This is a genomic window from Nocardioides sp., assembly GCF_047607185.1.
Lineage (GTDB): Bacteria > Actinomycetota > Actinomycetes > Propionibacteriales > Nocardioidaceae > Nocardioides.
The window spans coordinates 1-18,250 of the sequence record NZ_JASGDQ010000072.1; the positions used below are offsets into that span (position 1 = coordinate 1).

18 protein-coding genes are annotated in these 18,250 nt (G+C 69.1%); 6 read left to right on the plus strand and 12 right to left on the minus strand.

The window, feature by feature from the left end:
- Positions 1–118 precede the first annotated feature (118 nt).
- A complete protein-coding gene (locus QM595_RS08015) occupies positions 119–532 on the minus strand; it encodes a hypothetical protein (protein WP_415171018.1) in 414 nt (137 codons plus the stop codon).
- Positions 533–606: 74 nt separating this feature from the next.
- Positions 607–2,439 carry a hypothetical protein gene (locus tag QM595_RS08020; protein WP_415171019.1) on the minus strand — a complete coding sequence of 611 codons (1,833 nt, stop codon included), beginning with the start codon at positions 2,437–2,439 and terminating at the stop codon, positions 607–609.
- A 289-nt stretch (positions 2,440–2,728) separates the two neighbouring features.
- Here QM595_RS08020 and mobF point away from each other — a divergent pair, with 289 nt between their 5' ends.
- Entirely contained in the window at positions 2,729–5,536 is a 2,808-nt protein-coding gene (gene mobF, locus QM595_RS08025; RefSeq protein ID WP_415171020.1) for a MobF family relaxase, read from the plus strand.
- On the opposite strand, the gene QM595_RS08030 is transcribed toward mobF, so the two are convergent.
- On the minus strand, positions 5,464–6,150 hold the full coding sequence (locus QM595_RS08030; protein WP_415171021.1) for a helix-turn-helix domain-containing protein: 687 nt from the start codon (positions 6,148–6,150) through the stop codon (positions 5,464–5,466). The two genes, mobF and QM595_RS08030, sit on opposite strands and share 73 nt — an antisense overlap.
- Positions 6,151–6,248: 98 nt before the next feature.
- On the opposite strand from QM595_RS08030, the gene QM595_RS08035 reads away from it, so the two are divergent.
- On the plus strand, positions 6,249–6,482 hold the full coding sequence (locus QM595_RS08035; protein ID WP_415171022.1) for a helix-turn-helix domain-containing protein: 234 nt from the start codon (positions 6,249–6,251) through the stop codon (positions 6,480–6,482).
- Between the two features lie 60 nt (positions 6,483–6,542).
- Positions 6,543–7,622 carry a tyrosine-type recombinase/integrase gene (locus QM595_RS08040; protein ID WP_415171023.1) on the plus strand — a complete coding sequence of 360 codons (1,080 nt, stop codon included), beginning with the start codon at positions 6,543–6,545 and terminating at the stop codon, positions 7,620–7,622.
- On the opposite strand, the gene QM595_RS08045 is transcribed toward QM595_RS08040, so the two are convergent.
- The 3 genes from QM595_RS08045 to glnA form a co-directional block, all read right to left on the minus strand.
- Positions 7,614–8,051, minus strand: a complete 438-nt coding sequence (locus tag QM595_RS08045; protein WP_415171024.1) for a type II toxin-antitoxin system VapC family toxin — start codon at positions 8,049–8,051, stop codon at positions 7,614–7,616. The two genes, QM595_RS08040 and QM595_RS08045, sit on opposite strands and share 9 nt — an antisense overlap.
- 3 nt (positions 8,052–8,054) lie before the next feature.
- The gene (locus tag QM595_RS08050) at positions 8,055–8,273 is read right to left on the minus strand and encodes a hypothetical protein (protein WP_415171025.1); all 219 of its coding nucleotides are present in this window, start codon (positions 8,271–8,273) and stop codon (positions 8,055–8,057) included.
- Between the two features lie 169 nt (positions 8,274–8,442).
- On the minus strand, positions 8,443–9,855 hold the full coding sequence (gene glnA / locus QM595_RS08055) for a type I glutamate--ammonia ligase (RefSeq protein WP_415171026.1): 1,413 nt from the start codon (positions 9,853–9,855) through the stop codon (positions 8,443–8,445).
- A 226-nt stretch (positions 9,856–10,081) separates the two neighbouring features.
- On the opposite strand from glnA, the gene QM595_RS08060 reads away from it, so the two are divergent.
- Together QM595_RS08060 and QM595_RS08065 are read left to right on the plus strand one after the other, a co-directional pair.
- A complete protein-coding gene (locus tag QM595_RS08060; RefSeq protein ID WP_415171027.1) occupies positions 10,082–10,531 on the plus strand; it encodes an RDD family protein in 450 nt (149 codons plus the stop codon).
- A 15-nt stretch (positions 10,532–10,546) separates the two neighbouring features.
- Complete coding sequence (locus tag QM595_RS08065; protein ID WP_415171028.1) at positions 10,547–11,260, plus strand: hypothetical protein; 714 nt, start codon at positions 10,547–10,549, stop codon at positions 11,258–11,260.
- 72 nt (positions 11,261–11,332) lie between these two features.
- On the opposite strand, the gene QM595_RS08070 is transcribed toward QM595_RS08065, so the two are convergent.
- Genes QM595_RS08070 through QM595_RS08085 form a run of 4 tightly spaced genes read right to left on the minus strand, consistent with a single transcriptional unit; the run spans position 11,333 to position 14,493 of the window.
- Positions 11,333–12,037 (minus strand): DUF4191 domain-containing protein, encoded by a 705-nt coding sequence (locus tag QM595_RS08070; protein WP_415171029.1) that lies wholly within the window; start codon positions 12,035–12,037, stop codon positions 11,333–11,335.
- The gene (gene lipA, locus QM595_RS08075; RefSeq protein WP_415171030.1) at positions 12,037–12,972 is read right to left on the minus strand and encodes a lipoyl synthase; all 936 of its coding nucleotides are present in this window, start codon (positions 12,970–12,972) and stop codon (positions 12,037–12,039) included. The genes QM595_RS08070 and lipA overlap by 1 nt, the downstream gene beginning before the upstream one ends.
- Positions 12,973–13,021: 49 nt before the next feature.
- Positions 13,022–13,735 (minus strand): lipoyl(octanoyl) transferase LipB, encoded by a 714-nt coding sequence (lipB, locus tag QM595_RS08080; protein WP_415171031.1) that lies wholly within the window; start codon positions 13,733–13,735, stop codon positions 13,022–13,024.
- Complete coding sequence (locus tag QM595_RS08085) at positions 13,732–14,493, minus strand: alpha/beta hydrolase (protein WP_415171032.1); 762 nt, start codon at positions 14,491–14,493, stop codon at positions 13,732–13,734. Before QM595_RS08085 ends, lipB begins: the two co-directional genes overlap by 4 nt.
- 65 nt (positions 14,494–14,558) lie before the next feature.
- Here QM595_RS08085 and QM595_RS08090 point away from each other — a divergent pair, with 65 nt between their 5' ends.
- Positions 14,559–15,122, plus strand: coding sequence for a hypothetical protein (locus QM595_RS08090; RefSeq protein WP_415171033.1), 564 nt, complete (start codon positions 14,559–14,561; stop codon positions 15,120–15,122).
- Here QM595_RS08090 and QM595_RS08095 read toward each other — a convergent pair.
- Positions 15,115–16,026 (minus strand): TIGR01777 family oxidoreductase, encoded by a 912-nt coding sequence (locus tag QM595_RS08095; protein ID WP_415171034.1) that lies wholly within the window; start codon positions 16,024–16,026, stop codon positions 15,115–15,117. The two genes, QM595_RS08090 and QM595_RS08095, sit on opposite strands and share 8 nt — an antisense overlap.
- Positions 16,027–16,290: 264 nt before the next feature.
- Positions 16,291–18,111 carry a 2-oxoglutarate dehydrogenase, E2 component, dihydrolipoamide succinyltransferase gene (sucB, locus tag QM595_RS08100; protein ID WP_415171035.1) on the minus strand — a complete coding sequence of 607 codons (1,821 nt, stop codon included), beginning with the start codon at positions 18,109–18,111 and terminating at the stop codon, positions 16,291–16,293.
- Between the last annotated feature and the right edge of the window lie 139 nt (positions 18,112–18,250).

Here is an 18,250-nt window from a genome sequence, read left to right on the forward strand (position 1 = left end):
ACCCTCCCGAGCCGGCGCGCCAACGCCGACCCTGATCAGAACTGCATGGACTTCGATCCTTGCTCGGGAGGTACGTCCGCTTCACGTCACCTCGCCGAGCGTCATCCACAGGTTCTGATCATTGCTCTGCGTCGGCGTCCGCGTTCCTGAAGGTCGGAAGTCTCAGGTTCGTAAGGTTGTCGAGGAACGCCTGTCCCCAGTCTTGTTGGAACGCCTGTGAGTTCGGAATCTGGAGCAGGTCCGCCAGCTTCGGCCAGAACCCGCGTGCGTCGTACTTCTCGATGGCAGCGTTGGTGGTGGCGAGGACCTGAACGGCCGGGTACATGCGGAGCGCGCGCTCGCGTCGGTACGAGTCGTACGTGTACTTGCGGTAGATACCGCCGAGCACATCGAGCATCTGGGCAGCGTGACCTGGGACGACCTGATACTCCGCAGCCAACGAAACCGATGCAAGCCGCTTCGACCACGACTTCTCTCGTAGCTCAAGCGCCTCGGTCGGCGTCAAGACGCGGCGCTGATCAGGCTCGGTCATTCTCGTTGTCTCCATTGCGAACTCGGTCTACTACCCAACTTTGGCAGAAGGCACCGACACAAATGAGGCAAACGTCACGCATCGAAGTCGTCATGGGTCGCTACGCGGGCGAGCTCGACGTCTCCGTTGGGCAAGATCCAGTAGTGGATGCGCCTTGCTGAAGGGGTCTTGACTTGGAGGCTCGCCCGCCAGGCGATCGCACCGTCGTCCCTGATCCGGACGGGGTCGTCACCCCCTGAACCGGTGCGGAGGTGGTGGACCTCGCGGCTGGGGTTCTGGGGTGCGAGGCCGGTGACGATCTCGAAGACGACGTCGGCGACCTTCTCTTCCTTGATGCCTTCCAGGCGGGCGAGTGAGTCGAGGAACCGCGGTCCGATGATGAAGTTGGGTAGGGGTCGGTCACGTTGTTCGCTGGGCAGGGTGCGGGTTGCCCATTGGGTGAGTACCAAGTAGCGGAAGCCTTGCTCGTGGTCTGCGAACTGCGGGCCTTCGACGCCGGCGGTTGCTACCTTGGCGTTGCCCGCCTTGCGGAGACGCGACTTGGTCGACTTCAGGTCGTTCTCCGCACGGTTCGCCCGACGTTCTGCCTGGTCGAACAAATAGCGGAGCGTCTCGCGTTCGTCGGATCCTGCAACGAGCTGATTGCGGAGGGACTCCTGCTCGCGCTTCAGGCCACTGACCTCGGCAGTGAGGCCGTCGATCTTGAGCAGCAGCGCCTTCGTTGACTCCGCTGGTTGCACAGCCGATACCGGTTGTACCGGACGCGCGGGCGACGTTGGGATAGGTCGAGGTCGGTTCCGGTCGAGCATCGCCGGGTTGGGCCTTGTCGGCGTCGGCGTCGGTGATGCGGTGACCGGGGTCGGTTCTTCGATCACGACGGGATCGGGGATGGCTGCTGGTGTCGGAACCTGCGGCGCCGGAGGGAGGAGCGCGGACGGTTCGTCGTCGACGAAGACCTCGTCCTCCTCGACGAGCCACGGTGGGCCGCCGACAAGCAGCGACGGCGCTTCGATGATCGGTTCGTCGTCATCGACGTCGTTGAGGATGAGCGTCCACTTCGGGGAGGTGGTGACCACGCGGGCCGGGATGACCTCGCCGACCGTCATGAGGGTCCGTAGATCGTCCGCGGGGTTGGTCGTGACGTCCGCGCGCAGCACCGTCGCCGTCACGGCAGGCACGGTCGTCTTCGGGTAGAGCACCAGTTCGGCCTTGCCGCCCCGCACCATCGCGACTTTGGTGAAGATGACATCGCCGACGGCGTACGTCGCGAGCGCCTCGCTCGCAGTTCGCAGGCTCTTGGTGACGTCGAGCCGGTTCGTGTCGGCGTCGTACCAACCGCTGACCTTCTGCCCGGCAGAAACGATCCGCTCGATCGGGACGTTCTCGACCGTGAGTTCCTCAGCGATGGTGACTGGGAACATGTTGCCGGCGTCGACCAGTGCCCGGCCGGCGACCACGCCCACTACCGAGCCGTTTACCTGCCTGAGCGCACGGCTCGGGAGCTGCTGAAGCAGCCCCGCTGATGCCGCCATGCGCAAGGTGTCAGAGATGAGTTGCTGGGTGGCGCGCTCGCCGTCCTTCGCGTCGAAGGCGAAGCGCAGAGGCGACTTGGACAGGTCCGAGGACCACTCGTGGCCGACGGGATAGGCGCGGCCCGCACCGCCGTAGACCTGCGTTCCGTCGGCCATGCGACGCGAGAACTCCCAGGTGAAGTCGCCGGTCGGCATCAGGTAGACCTCGGCGAGGTTTCCCGCTTCGCGGGCCACCTCGTCGACGTCGATCCAGGGCTCGGTCCGGCCAGCAGGGATCGTCACCACCACGACGGGACGCCGACGTGCGTTGCCGTTGAGCAGATCGGCAAGCGCGCCTGCGGAACGCTCGCCGTCGATGTGCTGGATGCTGGCCACGGGTCAAGCCTATGGAGACCAACCGACAGAACTGGCGGCTACCTCGATGCGCCATCGGCTGGGCCTGCCACTCGTCACTCGGGACGGGGGCTATTGCCGTGTCAAGGATCAGTGCCAGGGCGAGTCCGTCGAGACCGTGTGCGATGAGCTGATAGACGGCGAGCCCCGAAGGCAAAGGGTCGCGGTCACGTTGGGGCGCTCGACCACTCTCCGAGGAGCACCCGGCCTGTCGCTGTGGAGGACTCCGCCGACTCTCCCGCTGTGGACCCGAGACCATCCGAATCGACGGTTGTCGTTGATCGTCGTCGGCTCCGCGAATCCTCTCGCCCGACGCGCTGAATCGCCCTGTTCTGAGCCCCAAAGTCGTCGGCACACATGCTACGAAGGACGTAGATCGGTCCGCCCCTCCCGGGCGGGCCGAAGCGCATTTCTGGGGGTCCGTTGGTTGTCGACGGACGTTGTTGAGGCGGTGATCGGGATGCACGGTGGGGTCAAGTTCTACCGGGGTGCGGCGAAGGCTGCCCGCGCCTACGTCGAGGCCGATCACTCCCGCGCCGACGACTACTACCTCGCCGAGGGCAGCGGCCTCGCACAACGCATGGTCGCCACCCCCGATGGCGTGACCCGCTTGTCGGACATGGATGGTGAGGCGTTCGAGTCCTGGGTCGCCGGGATCGACCTGGAAACCGGCAAGCCGAAGGGCCGACTCCGGCAGGACGCGAACGCCCTGCGGTACGTCGAGGTCACCGTCAACGGACCGAAGACGTGGTCGCTGGCCGCCGCGCTGCACCCCGAGGTCTCGGCGGCATTGGATGCCGCGCAGGACCGCGCGGCCGAGCAGATCGTGGCGTTCGTCGCCCAGCACGCAACGACGCGGGTGGGTCCGCGTGGCCGTCAGGTGCAGGTGCCGGTCGAGCAGATCGAGGCAGCCGTCATCCGCCATTACACGTCAAGGGCCGGGGACCCCCATCGGCATCTGCATCTTCAGATCAACGCCCGTGTATGGGCCGAGGGGAAGTGGCGTGGCCTGCACTCAGTCGGGATGGTGGACATGATCGAGGCGATCAACGGCATCGGCCACGCCGCCGTCGCCACCGACCCCGAGTTCCGGCGTGTGCTCGCCGCCCACGGCCTCGCCTTGGACGCTGCGACGGGCGAGGTCGCCGAGCTCGCGCCGTACGTCGGGGCGTTCAGCGCCCGGACTGGTCAGATTCACCGGAACATCGACCGTTACGAGGCCGAGTGGCGACGCGACCACCCCGGCGCCGAGCCCGGACCGAAACTCCGCGAGACATGGGATCGGCGGGCGTGGGCTGATGCCCGCCCCGACAAGAGCGTTCCGGCGAGTGGCGGAGAGTTGGTGGCCCGGTGGAACACCGAGCTGCGGGACCTCGGCTACCGCGACCCCGCCCGCCCTGTGTCAGTGGAGTTTGTGCGGGCGGGGCAGATCAACCGCGACGCCGCTGCTGATTGGGTAATCTCCCAGCTTGGAGCGAAGCGGTCGGGGTGGAACGCAGCCGACATCCGGGGCAAGGTCGAGGTACTGCTCGCCGAATCAAACGTGGTCGCCGAGTCCGCGGTGCGGATCGAACTGGCCGAGGACATCACCGCCCGCGCCGTCCAACGGTGCCTCTCGCTGCTCGCCACAGACGATGTGCCCGAGCACGTCCGGGCGCTCACGTCGACTCACGTGGTGAAGGTCGAGGACGAGATCGTCCACCGTCTCGCGGCCCGCGGCGAGCAGCCCGCCAAGCGGATCAGCGCGACCCAGCGCGGCATGGTGCGCATCGACAGGAGCCAGGCAGCCGTCGTCGGCCTGCTGGCCGGGAACGGCCGACTCGTGGTGGTCGAGGGCGCGGCTGGTGCGGGCAAGACGACGGCACTGCGGGCGACGCAGGAACTGCTGAGGATGCAGGGGCACCGGCTGATGGTGGTGACACCGACACTGAAGGCAGCCGAGGTCGCCGCCGCCGAAACCGGAGCAGACGGACACTCGGCCGCGTGGCTGGCGTTCCAGCACGGCTGGCGCTGGGACACCGACGGCCACTGGGCCAGGAAGCCCGACACCACCCCATCGGCGGAGGCACAACTCCGGCCAGGCGAGCTGCTGCTGGTCGACGAGGCGGGGATGCTCGATCAAGACACCGCCCGCGCCCTCCTGTCGATCGCCGAGGAAGCCGGTGCGCGGGTCGCGCTGGTTGGTGACCGGCACCAACTCCCCGCTGTGGGTCGAGGTGGTCTACTCGATCACGCGATGGCGTTCGCGCACCCGACTGCTGTGGTGACGTTGGAGAAAGTCCACCGCTTCGCCGACCCCGACTACGCCGCCCTCAGCCTGAAGATGCGCAAGGGCGACGACCCTGCTGCCGTCTTCGACGCCCTGCACCGGCGCGGGCAGATCGTCGCCCACACTAGCGAACTCGAACGAGAAGCCGCCCTCGCCCAAGCTGGAGCTGGCGGCGACCTCGTGGTCGCCGACACCCGTGAACAGGTCGCCAGCCTCAACGCCGCGATCCGCGACCAACGCCGAGGCGAGGGCGAGGCTGGTGCATTGGTGACGGCTCGGGGTGAGCAGGTCGGCCTCGGGGATCGTGTGGCTACTCGTCGCAACGATGCCGACCTTGGTGTCGCGAACCGGCAGACCTGGACCGTCACCGCAATCGGCGACGACGGCAGCCTCACCCTGCGGAGCAAGGGCCGCGACCGAGCTATCCCGGCCGAGTACGCGACCCGGTTCATCGAGCTCGCGTACGCCACCACCATCCACGGAGCACAAGGCGAGACCGTCGACCGTGCTCACGTCGCCATCAGCGAGACGACTGGCGCAACGGCGGCGTACGTCGCCATGACTCGGGGCCGCCACGACAACACCGCCCACCTCGTTGCCGAGAACATCCAGGACGCCCGGAAGCAGTGGGTCGAGGTGCTCAGCCGCGACCGGGCCGACCTCGGCCCCGCCCACGCCAAGCAGCAGGCACTCGATGCCGTCGACCGGTACGGCACCAGGAAGCGCCGCCGGCCTGCTCAACCCCTCCCGGAGAGCCGTCGCCAGACGTTGTATGGCGAGTTCGGGTCGCGTGGCGGGATCGGCTTTTGAGGCCGGGGCTTGCGTTTGTGGATCGGCTTCCACTCGATGCCGACCTCTTTGGTGATCCACGCGCTGAAGTCGCCGGGGTCGCGTGGCGAGGCGTCCTGGGAGGCGGTGGCCGCGTCGATGACCGGCTGCCACGCCGCCCGGATCACGTCGGGGATGTTCAGGCGGTCCCACACCTGCATGAGCAGGATGCCGTCAACGGACTCGACCATCAGGCTCTCCATGTTGCGGGTGATGACCCACTCGTAGTAGTCGATGCGTTCGGCCTCAACCGAGAGGTCCCAGACCTTGGTGCGCTGGGACTTGACCAGGATGCCTGCGACTTGGACCTTGCCGAAGCAGTCGGGCATTGGCACCGACCACAGCTTCTCGGGCACGACGTAGGTGCCGATCTCGGGGTCCTCGTGGTCCGTGAACGCGATGAACGGCTTGATCGCCAACTCGAAGTCGATCACGTCCAGGAGACGCTCGATGACCTCCAGGGTGGGGGACTTCTTTCGTGACTCGTACTCCGAGATCGACGACTGCTGCGTGTCTGCCCAGCGCGCGAGCTGCTGCTGCGAGGCGCCAAAGGCTCGGCGGGCCTGCTCGATCACTGTCTTCTGTCTCGCCGCCACGACCCTAGATTATCGCTGATCATCGATAGGGAGAGAGGAACACCTAGTAGGTGAGGTTGAGAACCGCTTGGCCTCATCGACGAGCAAGGAGTACGACCATGACCGCACAGCCAAACCCCGACGACGGAGTCCGCACGACCTTCGGCGACGAGATGCTCAGCCTCCAGGAGGCGGCGAAGTTCCTCCGCGTCCCCGACGGCACCCTGCGCTACTGGCGCCACCTCGGCTCCGGGCCGCGCAGCTTCAAGGTCGGCCGCCATGTCCGCTACTGGCGCACCGACCTCATTCTCTGGCTCACCGACCAGACCAACCATCCACAGGACGCGCACTGATGTCCGTGCAATGTCGGTGGTCGGGGGCAAGATGGAGCCAAAGCCCGAAAGGAGACGCCGATGGCAGGCAACATCGCCAAGCGACCTGACGGGAAGTGGCGCGCCCGCTATCGCGACGAGTCTGGCACGGAGCACGCCCGTCACTTCGACCGCAAGGTCGACGCCCAGTTCTGGCTGGACGAGCAGACCTCGCGGCTGCTCACGGGCACGCACGTTGCGCCCAAGCACGCCAAGATCACGGTGGGGCAGTGGTGCGAGACCTGGCTTGACGGCTACCGACGCAACCGCGACTCCACCGTGCGGCAGGCCGAGACCCACATCAAGCGGATCAAGGCCGCCTTCGGCACGATGCCGCTCGGGTCGGTGCGCCCGTCCCATGTGCGGACCTGGACAGCGCAGCTCGCAGCCGAGGGGTTGGAGGACTCCTACGTCTACGCCCTCCACTCCCGGCTCGCGCAGGTGTTCTCTGACGCCGTCCACGACGGGCTGGTGGCCAAGTCACCGTGCTCGCGTCGGACGTCACCGGCGGCAGGCAAGCAACGGCCCTACGTCGGCACCACCGAGCAGATGTGGGCGTTGCACGATGCCATGCCCGAGCGCCTGCGTGCAGCCGTGTTGCTCGGGGCGTTCGCGGGGTTGCGTGACGCCGAGGTCTGCGGGCTGAGGGTCAGTGACGTCGACTTCATGCGCGGCGTCATCAACCCGGCCGTGCAATACTCGGCGCAACCACTGAAGACCGACGCATCACGAGCGGCGCTGCCGATCCCGCAGAGCCTCGCGCTGGCGTTGTCGGCCCACGTCGCGCAGTGGTCGGCCGAGGGGTTCGTGCTCGTCAATGAGTGGGGCGACCAACTCGCTCCGTGGACGCTGCAACGAGCGATCCGTACGGCACGCGAGAAGGTGCCGGGGTTGCCGCCAGACTTCAGGTTCCACGATCTGCGGCACTACCTCGCCAGCATGCTCGTCGCCAGCGGCGCGGACGTGAAGGTCGTGCAGGCCCGGCTGCGGCATGCCTCGGCGAAGACCACGCTCGACACCTACGCCCACCTGTGGCCCGACTCCGACGAGTCGACCCGCACCGCCATCAACGCCGTGATGCAGGCGCGGGCCGAGGAACAAGCGGCGGCTGACTCACAGTGACGCGAGGCGCTCCGGCAGCAGCGTGAGTGCGCTGACGTGGCGCGGCCGGACGAACGCGAAGTCGCGCCGGTTCAGAGTGGCCACCTCACTGATCCCGAGACGCTCAGCCACCGCAATCACTGAGGCATCCGTCGTGTCGAGCCCGGAGTCGGCGTACTGCTCGACGAGTTCGGCCATGCGGTCGATGTCTACGGGCTCGATGTCGACCAACTCGAACTCTCCCTCCGAGATCGCGCGGAGAAACCTCGCCTCCCCACGAGGTCCAAGATCGCGACCCAGAAGATGACCGACCTCGGACAAGACCGTCGTCGGCAGCATCAGGCGTCGCTGCGCCAGGTGCAGGCCAGTGAACAGTTCCACACAGGCGTGGTGGTCAATCTCCGAGGTGACAGCGGCCGCGACGATGGGACCGGTGTCGACAACAAGCACAGATCAGCCCCGGCCGAGTTCCTCGGCCAGGATCTCGTCGACGCGGCGTGCGTCCTCGGTGCTTGCATGCCGGGAGGGACCCATCGCCATCCACGACAGCGGCTTGTGAGCGTGGGTTCGGTGCGCTCGCGTGCGGCGACGCAACTCGTCGGCAGCAGACGCCACCTGGTCGTCAGGAAGCTCATCGACGAGGTGGTGCAGGTCGCTGCGGTCAACGCTCATATGTCCAAGTGTAGAAGACGGCACCGACTGCCGGACGGAGCCGGTTGTCGCGTGCCGTCGTTGGTCCGCAACGGTCGTCTTGCGGACTTGTTGCGGACTAGAGCGAAGCAAACCGGCCCCTGATTCTGCGTTTCCGCAGGTCAGGGGCCGGTTTGTCAGGTCGTGTGGCCTAGATGTCGTAGTAGAGCTCGAACTCGTGGGGGTGGGGGCGCTGCTGGATCGGGAGGATCTCGGCGTTGCGCTTGTAGTCGACCCAGGTCTCGATCAGGTCGGAGGTGAAGACGTCGCCGGCGGTGAGGAAGTCGTGGTCGGCCTCCAGCGCCTGGAGCACGGCCTCGAGCGAGGTGGGGACCTGGTTGATCTCGGCCTTCTCGTCCGGCGGCAGCTCGTAGATGTCCTTGTCGATCGGCGCGGGCGGCTCGATCTTGTTCTGGATGCCGTCGATGCCGGCGAGCAGGAGGGCGGAGAAGGCGAGGTAGGGGTTCGAGGACGGGTCGGGGAACCGGGTCTCGATCCGCTTGGCCTTCGGGTTGGTGCCGGTGATCGGGATGCGGACCGCGGCAGAGCGGTTGCGCGAGGAGTAGACCAGCGAGATCGGGGCCTCGAAGCCGGGCACCAGGCGGTGGTAGGAGTTCACCGTCGGGTTGGTGAAGGCCAGCACTGCGGGGGCGTGCTTGAGGATGCCGCCGATGTACCAGCGTGCCATGTCGGAGAGGCCGCCGTAGCCCGCCTCGTCGTAGAACAGCGGGGAGCCACCGCTCCAGATCGACTGGTGGACGTGCATACCGGAGCCGTTGTCGCCGAAGAGCGGCTTCGGCATGAAGGTGACGGTCTTGCCGGCCTCCCAGGCGGTGTTGCGGATGATGTACTTGAACTTCATGACATCGTCCGCCGCCTTGAGCAGCGTGTCGAACTTGTAGTTGATCTCGGCCTGGCCAGCGGTGCCGACCTCGTGGTGGGCGCGCTCGACGAGCAGGCCGGAGGCCTCGAGGTTCTTGACCATCAGGTCACGCAGGTCGGTGAAGTGGTCGGTGGGCGAGACCGGGAAGTAGCCGCCCTTGTAGCGAACCTTGTAGCCGCGGTTGCCCTTGTCGAGCGCGTCGCCGGTGTTCCACGCGGCGGCCTCGGAGTCGATCCGGTAGTAGCCGGTGTTCTGCGAGGTCGAGAACGAGACGTTGTCGAAGATGAAGAACTCCGCCTCGGGGGCGAAGAAGGCGGTGTCGCCGATGCCGGTCGTGCCGAGGTAGGCCAGCGCCTTGCGCGCAATATTGCGCGGGTCACGAGAGTAGGCCTCGCCAGTGATCGGGTCGTGTACGAAGTACATCAGGCACAGCGTCTTGGCCTCACGGAACGGGTCGATGTACGCCGTCGTCACGTCCGGGTAGAGGGCCATGTCGGACTCGTTGATCGCCTGGAAGCCGCGGATCGACGAACCGTCGAAGGCCATCGGGTCGAGGTTGAACGAAGAGACCGGCACCGTGAAGTGCTGCATGATGCCGGGCAGGTCGACGAAGCGGATGTCGACGAACTCGACGCCCTCGTCCTTGATGAACTTCAGCAGGTCATCGTCGTTGCTGAACATGCGTCCTCCTTGGCTGCGCTTCGGTGTCCCTGCAGCCCGCGAAGTGAATGGGTGAGCCGCTGGCGGCGTTGCTGGCGGTTCGTCCTCTGCAACGTAGGGACAGGCAGTTGCGCAGCCATGTCGGCATTGTTTCCGACGTGTAACAGGTTGACCGACCCGGGTCGAGGGTACGACGCGGTGGCACCGACGGGAGCCGCCGCCCGGCCGCCGCCTAGGCTTGGCGGCCGTGACCACCGGCCCGCTGCCCTTCCCGACCGCGTCCTGGCCCCGCCGGATGCTCGCCCTGCTGGTCGACTGGCTGGCCGCCTCGCTGGTGGTGGCGGCCTTCCGCGGCCCGGCGGCGCTGCCGCTGATCGGCGGCTTCCTGACCGACACCCCGGACGCCGAGGCGGCGTGGTGGGTGCTCGGCGTCTACCTGGTGGAGTCCTCGGTGCTGACCGCGACCATGGGCGCCTCCTTCGGCAAGCTGCTCACCCGGCTGCGCACGGTCCGGGCCGACGGCGACCCCCGGCCGCTGGACCTGCTCCGGTCGATCGCTCGGCAGATACTGGTGTCAGTAGTGGTACCCCCTCTAGTCTTCAAGCCGGACGGTCGGGGGGTCCACGATCTCGCGGCCGGGACCGCAACGGTGACGCTGCAGACCTACCAGGGGATGCGGCAGCCGACTCGACCATAAGGGGACAGGACCGTCATGAACTTCCGACCGCGCCGTACCATCGCGGCCGCTGTGGCCTCGCTCGCGCTGCTGGGTCTGGCCGGCTGTGGCGGCAGCGACGACGAGAGCTCGACCTCGGCGACGAGCGAGACCGCCAGTGACACCGCGACCGAGACGGCCACCGCCACACCCAGCGAGACCGCTACCGAGAGCGATGCGGCCGACACCAGTGGCGACTCCGGTGGTCTCGTCGACAAGCTGCGGAAGGTCCTCGAGGAGGGCAAGTCCGCTCATGTGGTGATGGAGCTGGGCGACCAGGGCAGCGCCGAGGGCGACATCGTTTTCGGCGACTCCCCGGCGATGAGCCTGAAGATGTCCGTGGGCGGCCAGGAGGCCGAGCTCCGTCTCATCGACGGCACCATGTACATGAAGCAGGCGGCGCTCGGCGACAAGTGGCTCAAGGTCTCTTCTGACGACCTGGGCATGACTGCCGGCATCGACCCGGCCGAGGCTCTGGAGAACCTCCAGGAATATGCCGGAGAGGCCACCGAGGTCGACGACGGTCACTACCAGTTCGAGCAGAGCGGGGTGACCAGCGACCTCTACTTCGACGACGACGGCTTCATCTCGAAGATGAGCGTGACCGGCACCGGTGCCGGCGACATCACGATGACCTACTCCGACTGGGGTGAGGACGTCGACATCGAGGCCCCCGACGCTGGCGACGTGATGGAGATGCCGACCTCCTGAGCCGTCCTCCGGCGTACGACGAGACGAGCCCCCGGCGGCAACGGCGGGGGCTCGTGTCATGACCGAGGGAGGTCAGCGACCGCGCAGGTTGCCGCGCATCCCCTTCATCGAGGTCGGCATCGGACCCTTGGGCAGCGGTATCTTGCCGCGCTGCGCGTCCAGCGCCTTGACCCGGTTGAGGATGTCGGTGATCTCGGCCGGCTTCACCTTCCGGTCCAGCTTCATGACGGTGCGGACCAGCTTCGGCAGCGGCACCTGGCCCTCGCCGGCGCCCACCACGACCTCCTGGACCGGCACCTCGTAGAGCACCCGCTCGTGCTTCTTGCGCTGGTCGGTGAGCAGCGGCCGCAGCCGGTTGGCGTTGCCCTCGCCGACCAGGACGATGCCTGGCGGGCCGACCACCCGGTGGACGACGTCCTGCTGCTTGGTGAAGGCGATCGCCGGCTCGGTGGTCCAGCCGCGGCGCAGCATGGTCAGCGCCGCCGCGGCGGCGCCGGGCTGCCCCTCCATCCGCGCGTACGCCGCTCGCTGGGCGCGACGCCCGAACACGATCATCACCGCCAGCGCGCCGAGCAGCAGCGCGCCGACGACCGAGATGATCCAGCCGAAGATCCCGCCGCCGGGCAGCAGCCAGAAGATGGCGAAGCCGACGACCGCCGCCACCACGAAGGTGCCGAGCAGCAGCAGCCCGATCCTGGGATCGGACTGCCTGGTCAGTCGGTAGGTCTCGAGGTATTGCTGACGGCGGCTCATCGAGCTGGGGTCGAGCTGGGACATCACAGGCTTTCTACTGAGCGACGTTCGATGGCCTGACGGTACAGCCGGCCGGCCCGGTAGGACGAACGCACGAGCGGTCCGGACAGCACGCCGGCGAAGCCGATCTCCTCGGCCTCGGTGGCGAGCTCGACGAACTCCTGCGGCTTGACCCACCGCTCGATGGGGTGGTGCCGCACGCTCGGGCGGAGGTACTGGGTGATGGTGACCAGGTCGCAGCCGGCCTCGTGCAGGTCGCGCAGCGCCTCGGAGACCTCCTCGCGGGTCTCGCCCATGCCGAGGATCAGGTTGGACTTGGTGACCAGGCCGAAGGCTCGCGCCTGGGTGAGCACGTCCAGGGAGCGGTCGTAGCGGAAGCCGGGGCGGATCCGCTTGAAGATCCGCGGCACCGTCTCCAGATTGTGGGCCAGCACCTCGGGGCGGGACTCGAAGACCTCCTGGAGGAGTTCGGGCTTGCCGTTGAAGTCGGGGATGAGGTTCTCCACCCCAGTGCTGGGGTTGAGCTCGTGGATCGCCCGGACGGTCTCGGCGTAGAGCCAGGCCCCGCCGTCGGGCAGGTCGTCACGGGCGACGCCGGTGATGGTGGCATAGCGCAGCCCCATCGTCTGCACGCTCTCGGCGACCCGTCGGGGCTCGTCGCGGTCCAGCGCGGTCGGCTTGCCGGTGTCGATCTGGCAGAAGTCGCAGCGCCGGGTGCACTGGTCGCCGCCGATGAGGAAGGTCGCCTCCCGGTCCTCCCAGCACTCGTAGATGTTGGGACAGCCGGCCTCCTGGCACACCGTGTGCAGCCCCTCGGACTTCACCAGCTGACGCAGCTCGGTGTACTCAGGACCCATCTTCGCCCGGGTCTTGATCCACTCCGGCTTGCGCTCGATCGGGGTCTCGGCGTTGCGGACCTCCAGACGGAGGAGCTTGCGTCCTTCGGGGGCGATGGTCACCGCTCTAGGGTACGCCGTCGGGCCAGCGCGACGGGCGCCGGGACCGGCGTCACAGGGAGGGTGTGAGCAGCGTGACCCGGGGCCCGTGGGCGGGCTCCGGCTTCGGGTCGTAGTCGGGGGTGGCGTCGTACGGGCCCCAGGCCAGGAGCTCGGTCAGCTGCCGCCTCAGCGCCGGCAGCGCCTCGGCCACGGTGAGGTCGCGGCCGAGTTCGGCGCTCAGCGTGGTCACCCCGGCGTCGGAGATGCCGCAGGGGACGAACCGGTCGTACCAGCCCAGGTCGACATCGCAGTTGAGGGCGATGCCGTGCATCGTGACGCCCTTGCTGACGCGCAGCCCGATCGCGCCGATCTTGCGCTCCGGGCCGCGGGAGTCCTCCCGCAGCCAGGCGCCGCTGCGGCCGGGCACCCGCGCCGACGCGACGCCGAGGTCGGCACAGACGCGGATCATCGCCTCCTCCAGCCGGCGCACGAAGTCGACCACCTTGACGTGCCGCGGCAGCCGGACGATCGGGTAGGCGACCAGCTGTCCGGGGCCGTGGAAGGTGATCTTGCCGCCCCGGTCGACGTCGACGACCGGCGCGCCGCCGGTGTCCACAGGGCGCTCGTGGGGGTCGGTGCGCTTGCCGGCGGTGAAGACCGGCGGATGCTCCAGCAGCAGGACGGTGTCAGGCCTGGTTCCCGCCACCACCTCGGCGTGGACCTCGCGCTGCAGGTCCCAGGCGGCGAGATAGTCGATGCTGCCGATCTCCTCGAACTGCGTCACGCAGCGAGCCTACTCCCGAGCCAGCGCAGCTCCCCGGGCAGGACGCGGCGCCAGTAGTCGCGGTCGTGGCCGCCGGGGGAGAAGCGGCCGGCGGGCGCGGTGGCGAAGCCGGCGCGATAGGTCCGTACGGCGGCGGCGAACGGGTCGTCCGCGCCGCAGTCGATCCGTATCGGGATGCCGGCCAGGTCGTGCTGCCGGCCCAGCACCGAGTAGCGAGCGTACTCGGCGGCGTCGTCGAAGCCCGACGCCGAGGCATCGGCGCCGTCGACCCACAGTGCGGGGCTGACCGCCGCCACCGCCGCCACCCGGCCTGGGCCGAGCAGGCCGGCCAGTCGGAGCGCGCCGTACCCGCCCATCGACCAGCCCAGCAGGCCGATCCGATCGGTGCGCAGGCCCAGGTCGGCCAGCCGCGGCAGCAACTCGTCGGTGACCATCGCGCCGGCGTCCTCGCCGCGGTGCGGATGCCAGTAGGAGGTGCCGCCGTCCGGGGCGGCGATGGCGAACCGATGGCGCTCGGGGATCAGCCGGCCGGCGCCGAGCGAGCGGGTGATGGTGTGGTCCTGGCCCAGGCCGTGCAGCGCGATCACGGCGGTGAAGACGCCGTCGCCGGGTGGCCGGATCAGCGACCAGGCGACCTTCCGGCCGCGGGCGGTGGAGGTGAGGCGATGGATCGTGTAGTCGCTGCTCGCCGCCTGGCCGATGCCGCAGCCGACCAGTGCGGCGAGCGGCGCGAGAAGGAGGGTACGGCGGGGGAGCACCCCTTGATTCTGGACCCTGTGGATAACTTCGGCGGCGATCGGGCGATCCGGGATATGCCTGTGCCATGCGCAACTCCGGTCTGCTCTCCCGGCTCCTCGCCGCGATCCTGGTCGCGGCCGCACTGACGGCCGCCCTTGTGGTGCTGGTCTGGCCGGCTGCTCGCCCGGGTGCCGAGCCGCCGGTCCGTGCGGATCCGAGCTCGGCCTCGCCCTCGGCCTCGCCCCCGGGGCCGCGCTCGGAGTCGACCGCCGCACAGGTGCTGCGCGCCTGGGACGAGCGGCGGGCGGCGGCCTGGGCCGCCGGCGACGCCGAGGCGCTTGCGGGGCTCTACGCCGAGGGCGCGCCGGCCGCCGAGGCCGACCTGGCGATGCTGGCCGCATGGACCGCTCGCGGCCTGGTCGTGGAGGGGCTGACCACCCAACTGCTGGGCGTCGACGTCATCGAGGAAGAGCCCGACCGGCTGCTGCTGAGGGTGCGCGACCGGGTCGCGGCGGCGCGAGCCACCGGCGCGGGGGTCAGCGAGCCGCTGCCGGCCGGGCCGATCGCGGACCGCGATGTCGAGCTCCGCCGGGTCGGCGAGGAGTGGCTGGTCGCCTCGGTGCGGGCGATCCCGGCGCCGGTCAGCTGAGCGTGTGCCAGCGGGCGTCCAAGCCGGCGGTGAGCACAGCGGCGACATCCTCGTCTCGGAAGGCATAGCCGTCGCCGAGCAGCGCCTCGGGCACGGCGTCGACCGACCCGAGCAGCTCGGGGGAGAGCCGGCCGGCGGCCAGCCGGAGCAGGGGCGCCGGCGCGGGCAGCAGCGCCTTGCGATGCAGCAGCCTCGCGAGGGTCGCGGTGAACTCCGCATTGGTCGGCGTCTGTGGACAGGTCAGGTTGACCGGGCCCTCCAGGTCGCCCTCCAGCACGTGGACCACGCCGCCGACCCAGTCGCGCAGCGAGACCATCGGCATGTGCTGCCGGCCGTCGCCGAGCCGGGCGCCCAGGCCGGCCCGGAACAGCGGCACCAGCATCTTCAGCGGGGCGCTGCGCAGGTCCATCACCGGGCTCGTGCGCAGGAACGCCACCCGGGCGCCGGCCCTTACCGCGGCCGTGGCGGCCTCCTGCCAGGCCCGGCAGACCTGGGTCATCAGGGTGTGGCCGCGGCTGTCGGCGGCCTCGCCGACCGGCTGTGCGCCGTGGTCGCCGTACCAGCCGACGGCGTTGCCGGCGAGCAGCGCCGGCCTGCTGTCAGCGGCGGCCACCGCCTCGGCGAGGACGGTGGTGGTCGAGACGCGGCTCTCCAGCAGGGCGTCGGACCAGGCCCTCGAGTGCGGGTTGCCCAGGGTGGGGCTGCCGGCCAGGTTGACCACGACGTCGGCCTGCTCGACGACGCCGGCATCCAGGGTGCCGGTCGCGGGGTCCCAGCTGCTCTCGTCAGGGCCGGTCGGCTCTCGTCGTACCAGCGTCGTGACGTGGTGGCCGCGCTCGGCCAGCGCCGCATGGAGCCGGCTCCCGAGGAAGCCGGAGGACCCGGAGAGCAGCACCCGCACCATCACTCGACCCTACCCCCGGCGCGAGTCGGCAGAAGTGCTGGTCCACAGGGCCTCGAGTCGGCAGAAGTGTGAGGTCACAGGGCCTCGAGTCGGCAGAAGTGTGAGGTCACAGGGCCTCGAGTCGGCAGAAGTGTGAGGGGACCTCGCCAGCACTTGTGCCGACTCGGGGTTGCTCAGACCTGCACTTCTGCCGACTCGGCGTTGCTCAGACCTGCACTTCTGCCGACTCGGCGTTGTCTGGGCCAGCACTTCTGCCGACTCGGCTCAGATGTCGAAGGCGCCGGACTCGAGTCGCTTCTTGAGGTCTTGGAGGAATCGGCCGGCGTCGGCGCCGTCGACGAGGCGGTGGTCGTAGGTGAGCGCGAGGTTGACCATGTAGCGGATCGCGATGGTCTCGCCGAGCTCGTCGTCGTCGATGACGACGGGGCGCTTGACGACTGCGCCGGGGCCGAGGATGGCGACTTGGGGCTGGTTGATGATGGGGGTGTCGAAGAGTGCTCCGAAGGAGCCGAGGTTGGTGATGGTGAAGGTGCCGCCGGAGAGCTCGTCGGGGGTGATCTTGTTGGAGCGGGTGCGGGCGGCGATGTCGGCGATCTTCTTGGCCAGGCCGCTGATCGAGAGGTCGCCGGCCTCCTTGACGACCGGGGTGAGCAGGCCCTTCTCGGTGTCGACGGCGAAGGCGATGTTCTCGCGGTCGTAGTAGGTGACGGTGCCGGCCTCGGTGTCGATGGTGGCGTTGAGCTTGGGATGGGTCTTGAGGGCGTCGATCGCGGCTTTGGCGAAGAACGGCAGGTAGGTCAGCTTGACGCCCTCACGGGCGAGGAAGTCAGCCTTGAGGCTCTCGCGCTGCCGGGCGATGTTGGTGACGTCGACCTCGATGACCTGGGTCAGCTGGGCGGAGGTCTGCAGCGAGGCGACCATGCGCTCGGCGATGACCTTGCGCAGCCGGGAGAGCGGCTCGGTGGTGCCGCGCAGTGGCGACGGCGCCGCAGACGCCGCTGCCGGGGCGGCCGGGGCGCCTCCTGGGGTAGCTGTTGCAGGGGTCTTGGCGGCCTCGGCGGCGGCGAGCACGTCCTCCTTGCGGATCCGGCCACCGACACCGGTGCCGGTGACGGTCGCGAGGTCGACGCTGTGCTGGGCGGCGAGCTTGCGGACCAACGGGGTGACATAGCCATGGCCGTCACCCGCAGCAGCCGGTGCAGGCGACTCAGCGGCAGACGTCTCGGCGGCGGGAGCAGCGGGGACGGGAATCGGTGTCGACGGGGCTGCCGGAGCGGGCTCGGCAGGCGCGGGAGCCGGCTCGACGGAGACTACCGGTGCTGGGGCCGCCGGCTCGGGCTCGGCGGGTGCCGGTGCGGCGGGCTGGGCAGGAGCGGCGGGCGCAGGAGGCTCAGCGGGCTCGGCAGGGGTCGGCGCTGCGGAGGCGTCACCCACCACGGCCATCTCGGCACCCACCTCGACGGTCTCGTCCTCGGCCACCTTGATGGCCAGCAGGGTGCCGGCGACGGGCGAGGGGATCTCGGTGTCGACCTTGTCGGTGGAGACCTCGAGCAGCGGCTCGTCGACGGCAACGGTGTCGCCGACCTGCTTGAGCCAGCGGGTGACCGTGCCCTCGGTCACCGACTCGCCCAGCGCAGGCAGGGTGACGGAGGTGCCGGCCGCAGCGGCAGCCGGAGCCGCCGCAGCGGCGGGGGCCGGCTCGGGCTCGGCGACGGGAGCGGGGGCGTTGTCCACGGCGGTGGGCTCGGGCGCGGCGGGCTGCTCGGCGGCGGGAGCCGCGGGCTCCTCGGCCGCCGGGGCAGCGGGCGCCGGGGCAGCGGCCGCCGGGGCGGCGGGGCCGGCCTCGTCGGCGGCACCGACCACGGCGAGGACCGCGCCGACCTCGACGGTGTCGTCCTCGTTAGCACGGATCTCGAGCAGGGTGCCGGCGACGGGCGAGGGGATCTCGGTGTCGACCTTGTCGGTGGAGACCTCGAGCAGCGGCTCGTCGACGGCGACGGTGTCGCCGACCTGCTTGAGCCAGCGGGTGACCGTGCCCTCGGTGACGGACTCGCCGAGTGCCGGAAGAGTTACTTCGGTGGTCATGGAGTTCCTTCGCTCGCCTGTGATGTTGTTCCGCTGATAAGCGCCGCCACACATCTTTGCACCCTCAGACCACCCCCGTCTTTCCGGGTCTGTGTGTCCGAGTCCGGCCACATCGCGCCCTCCGGCCGGGCACACTTGT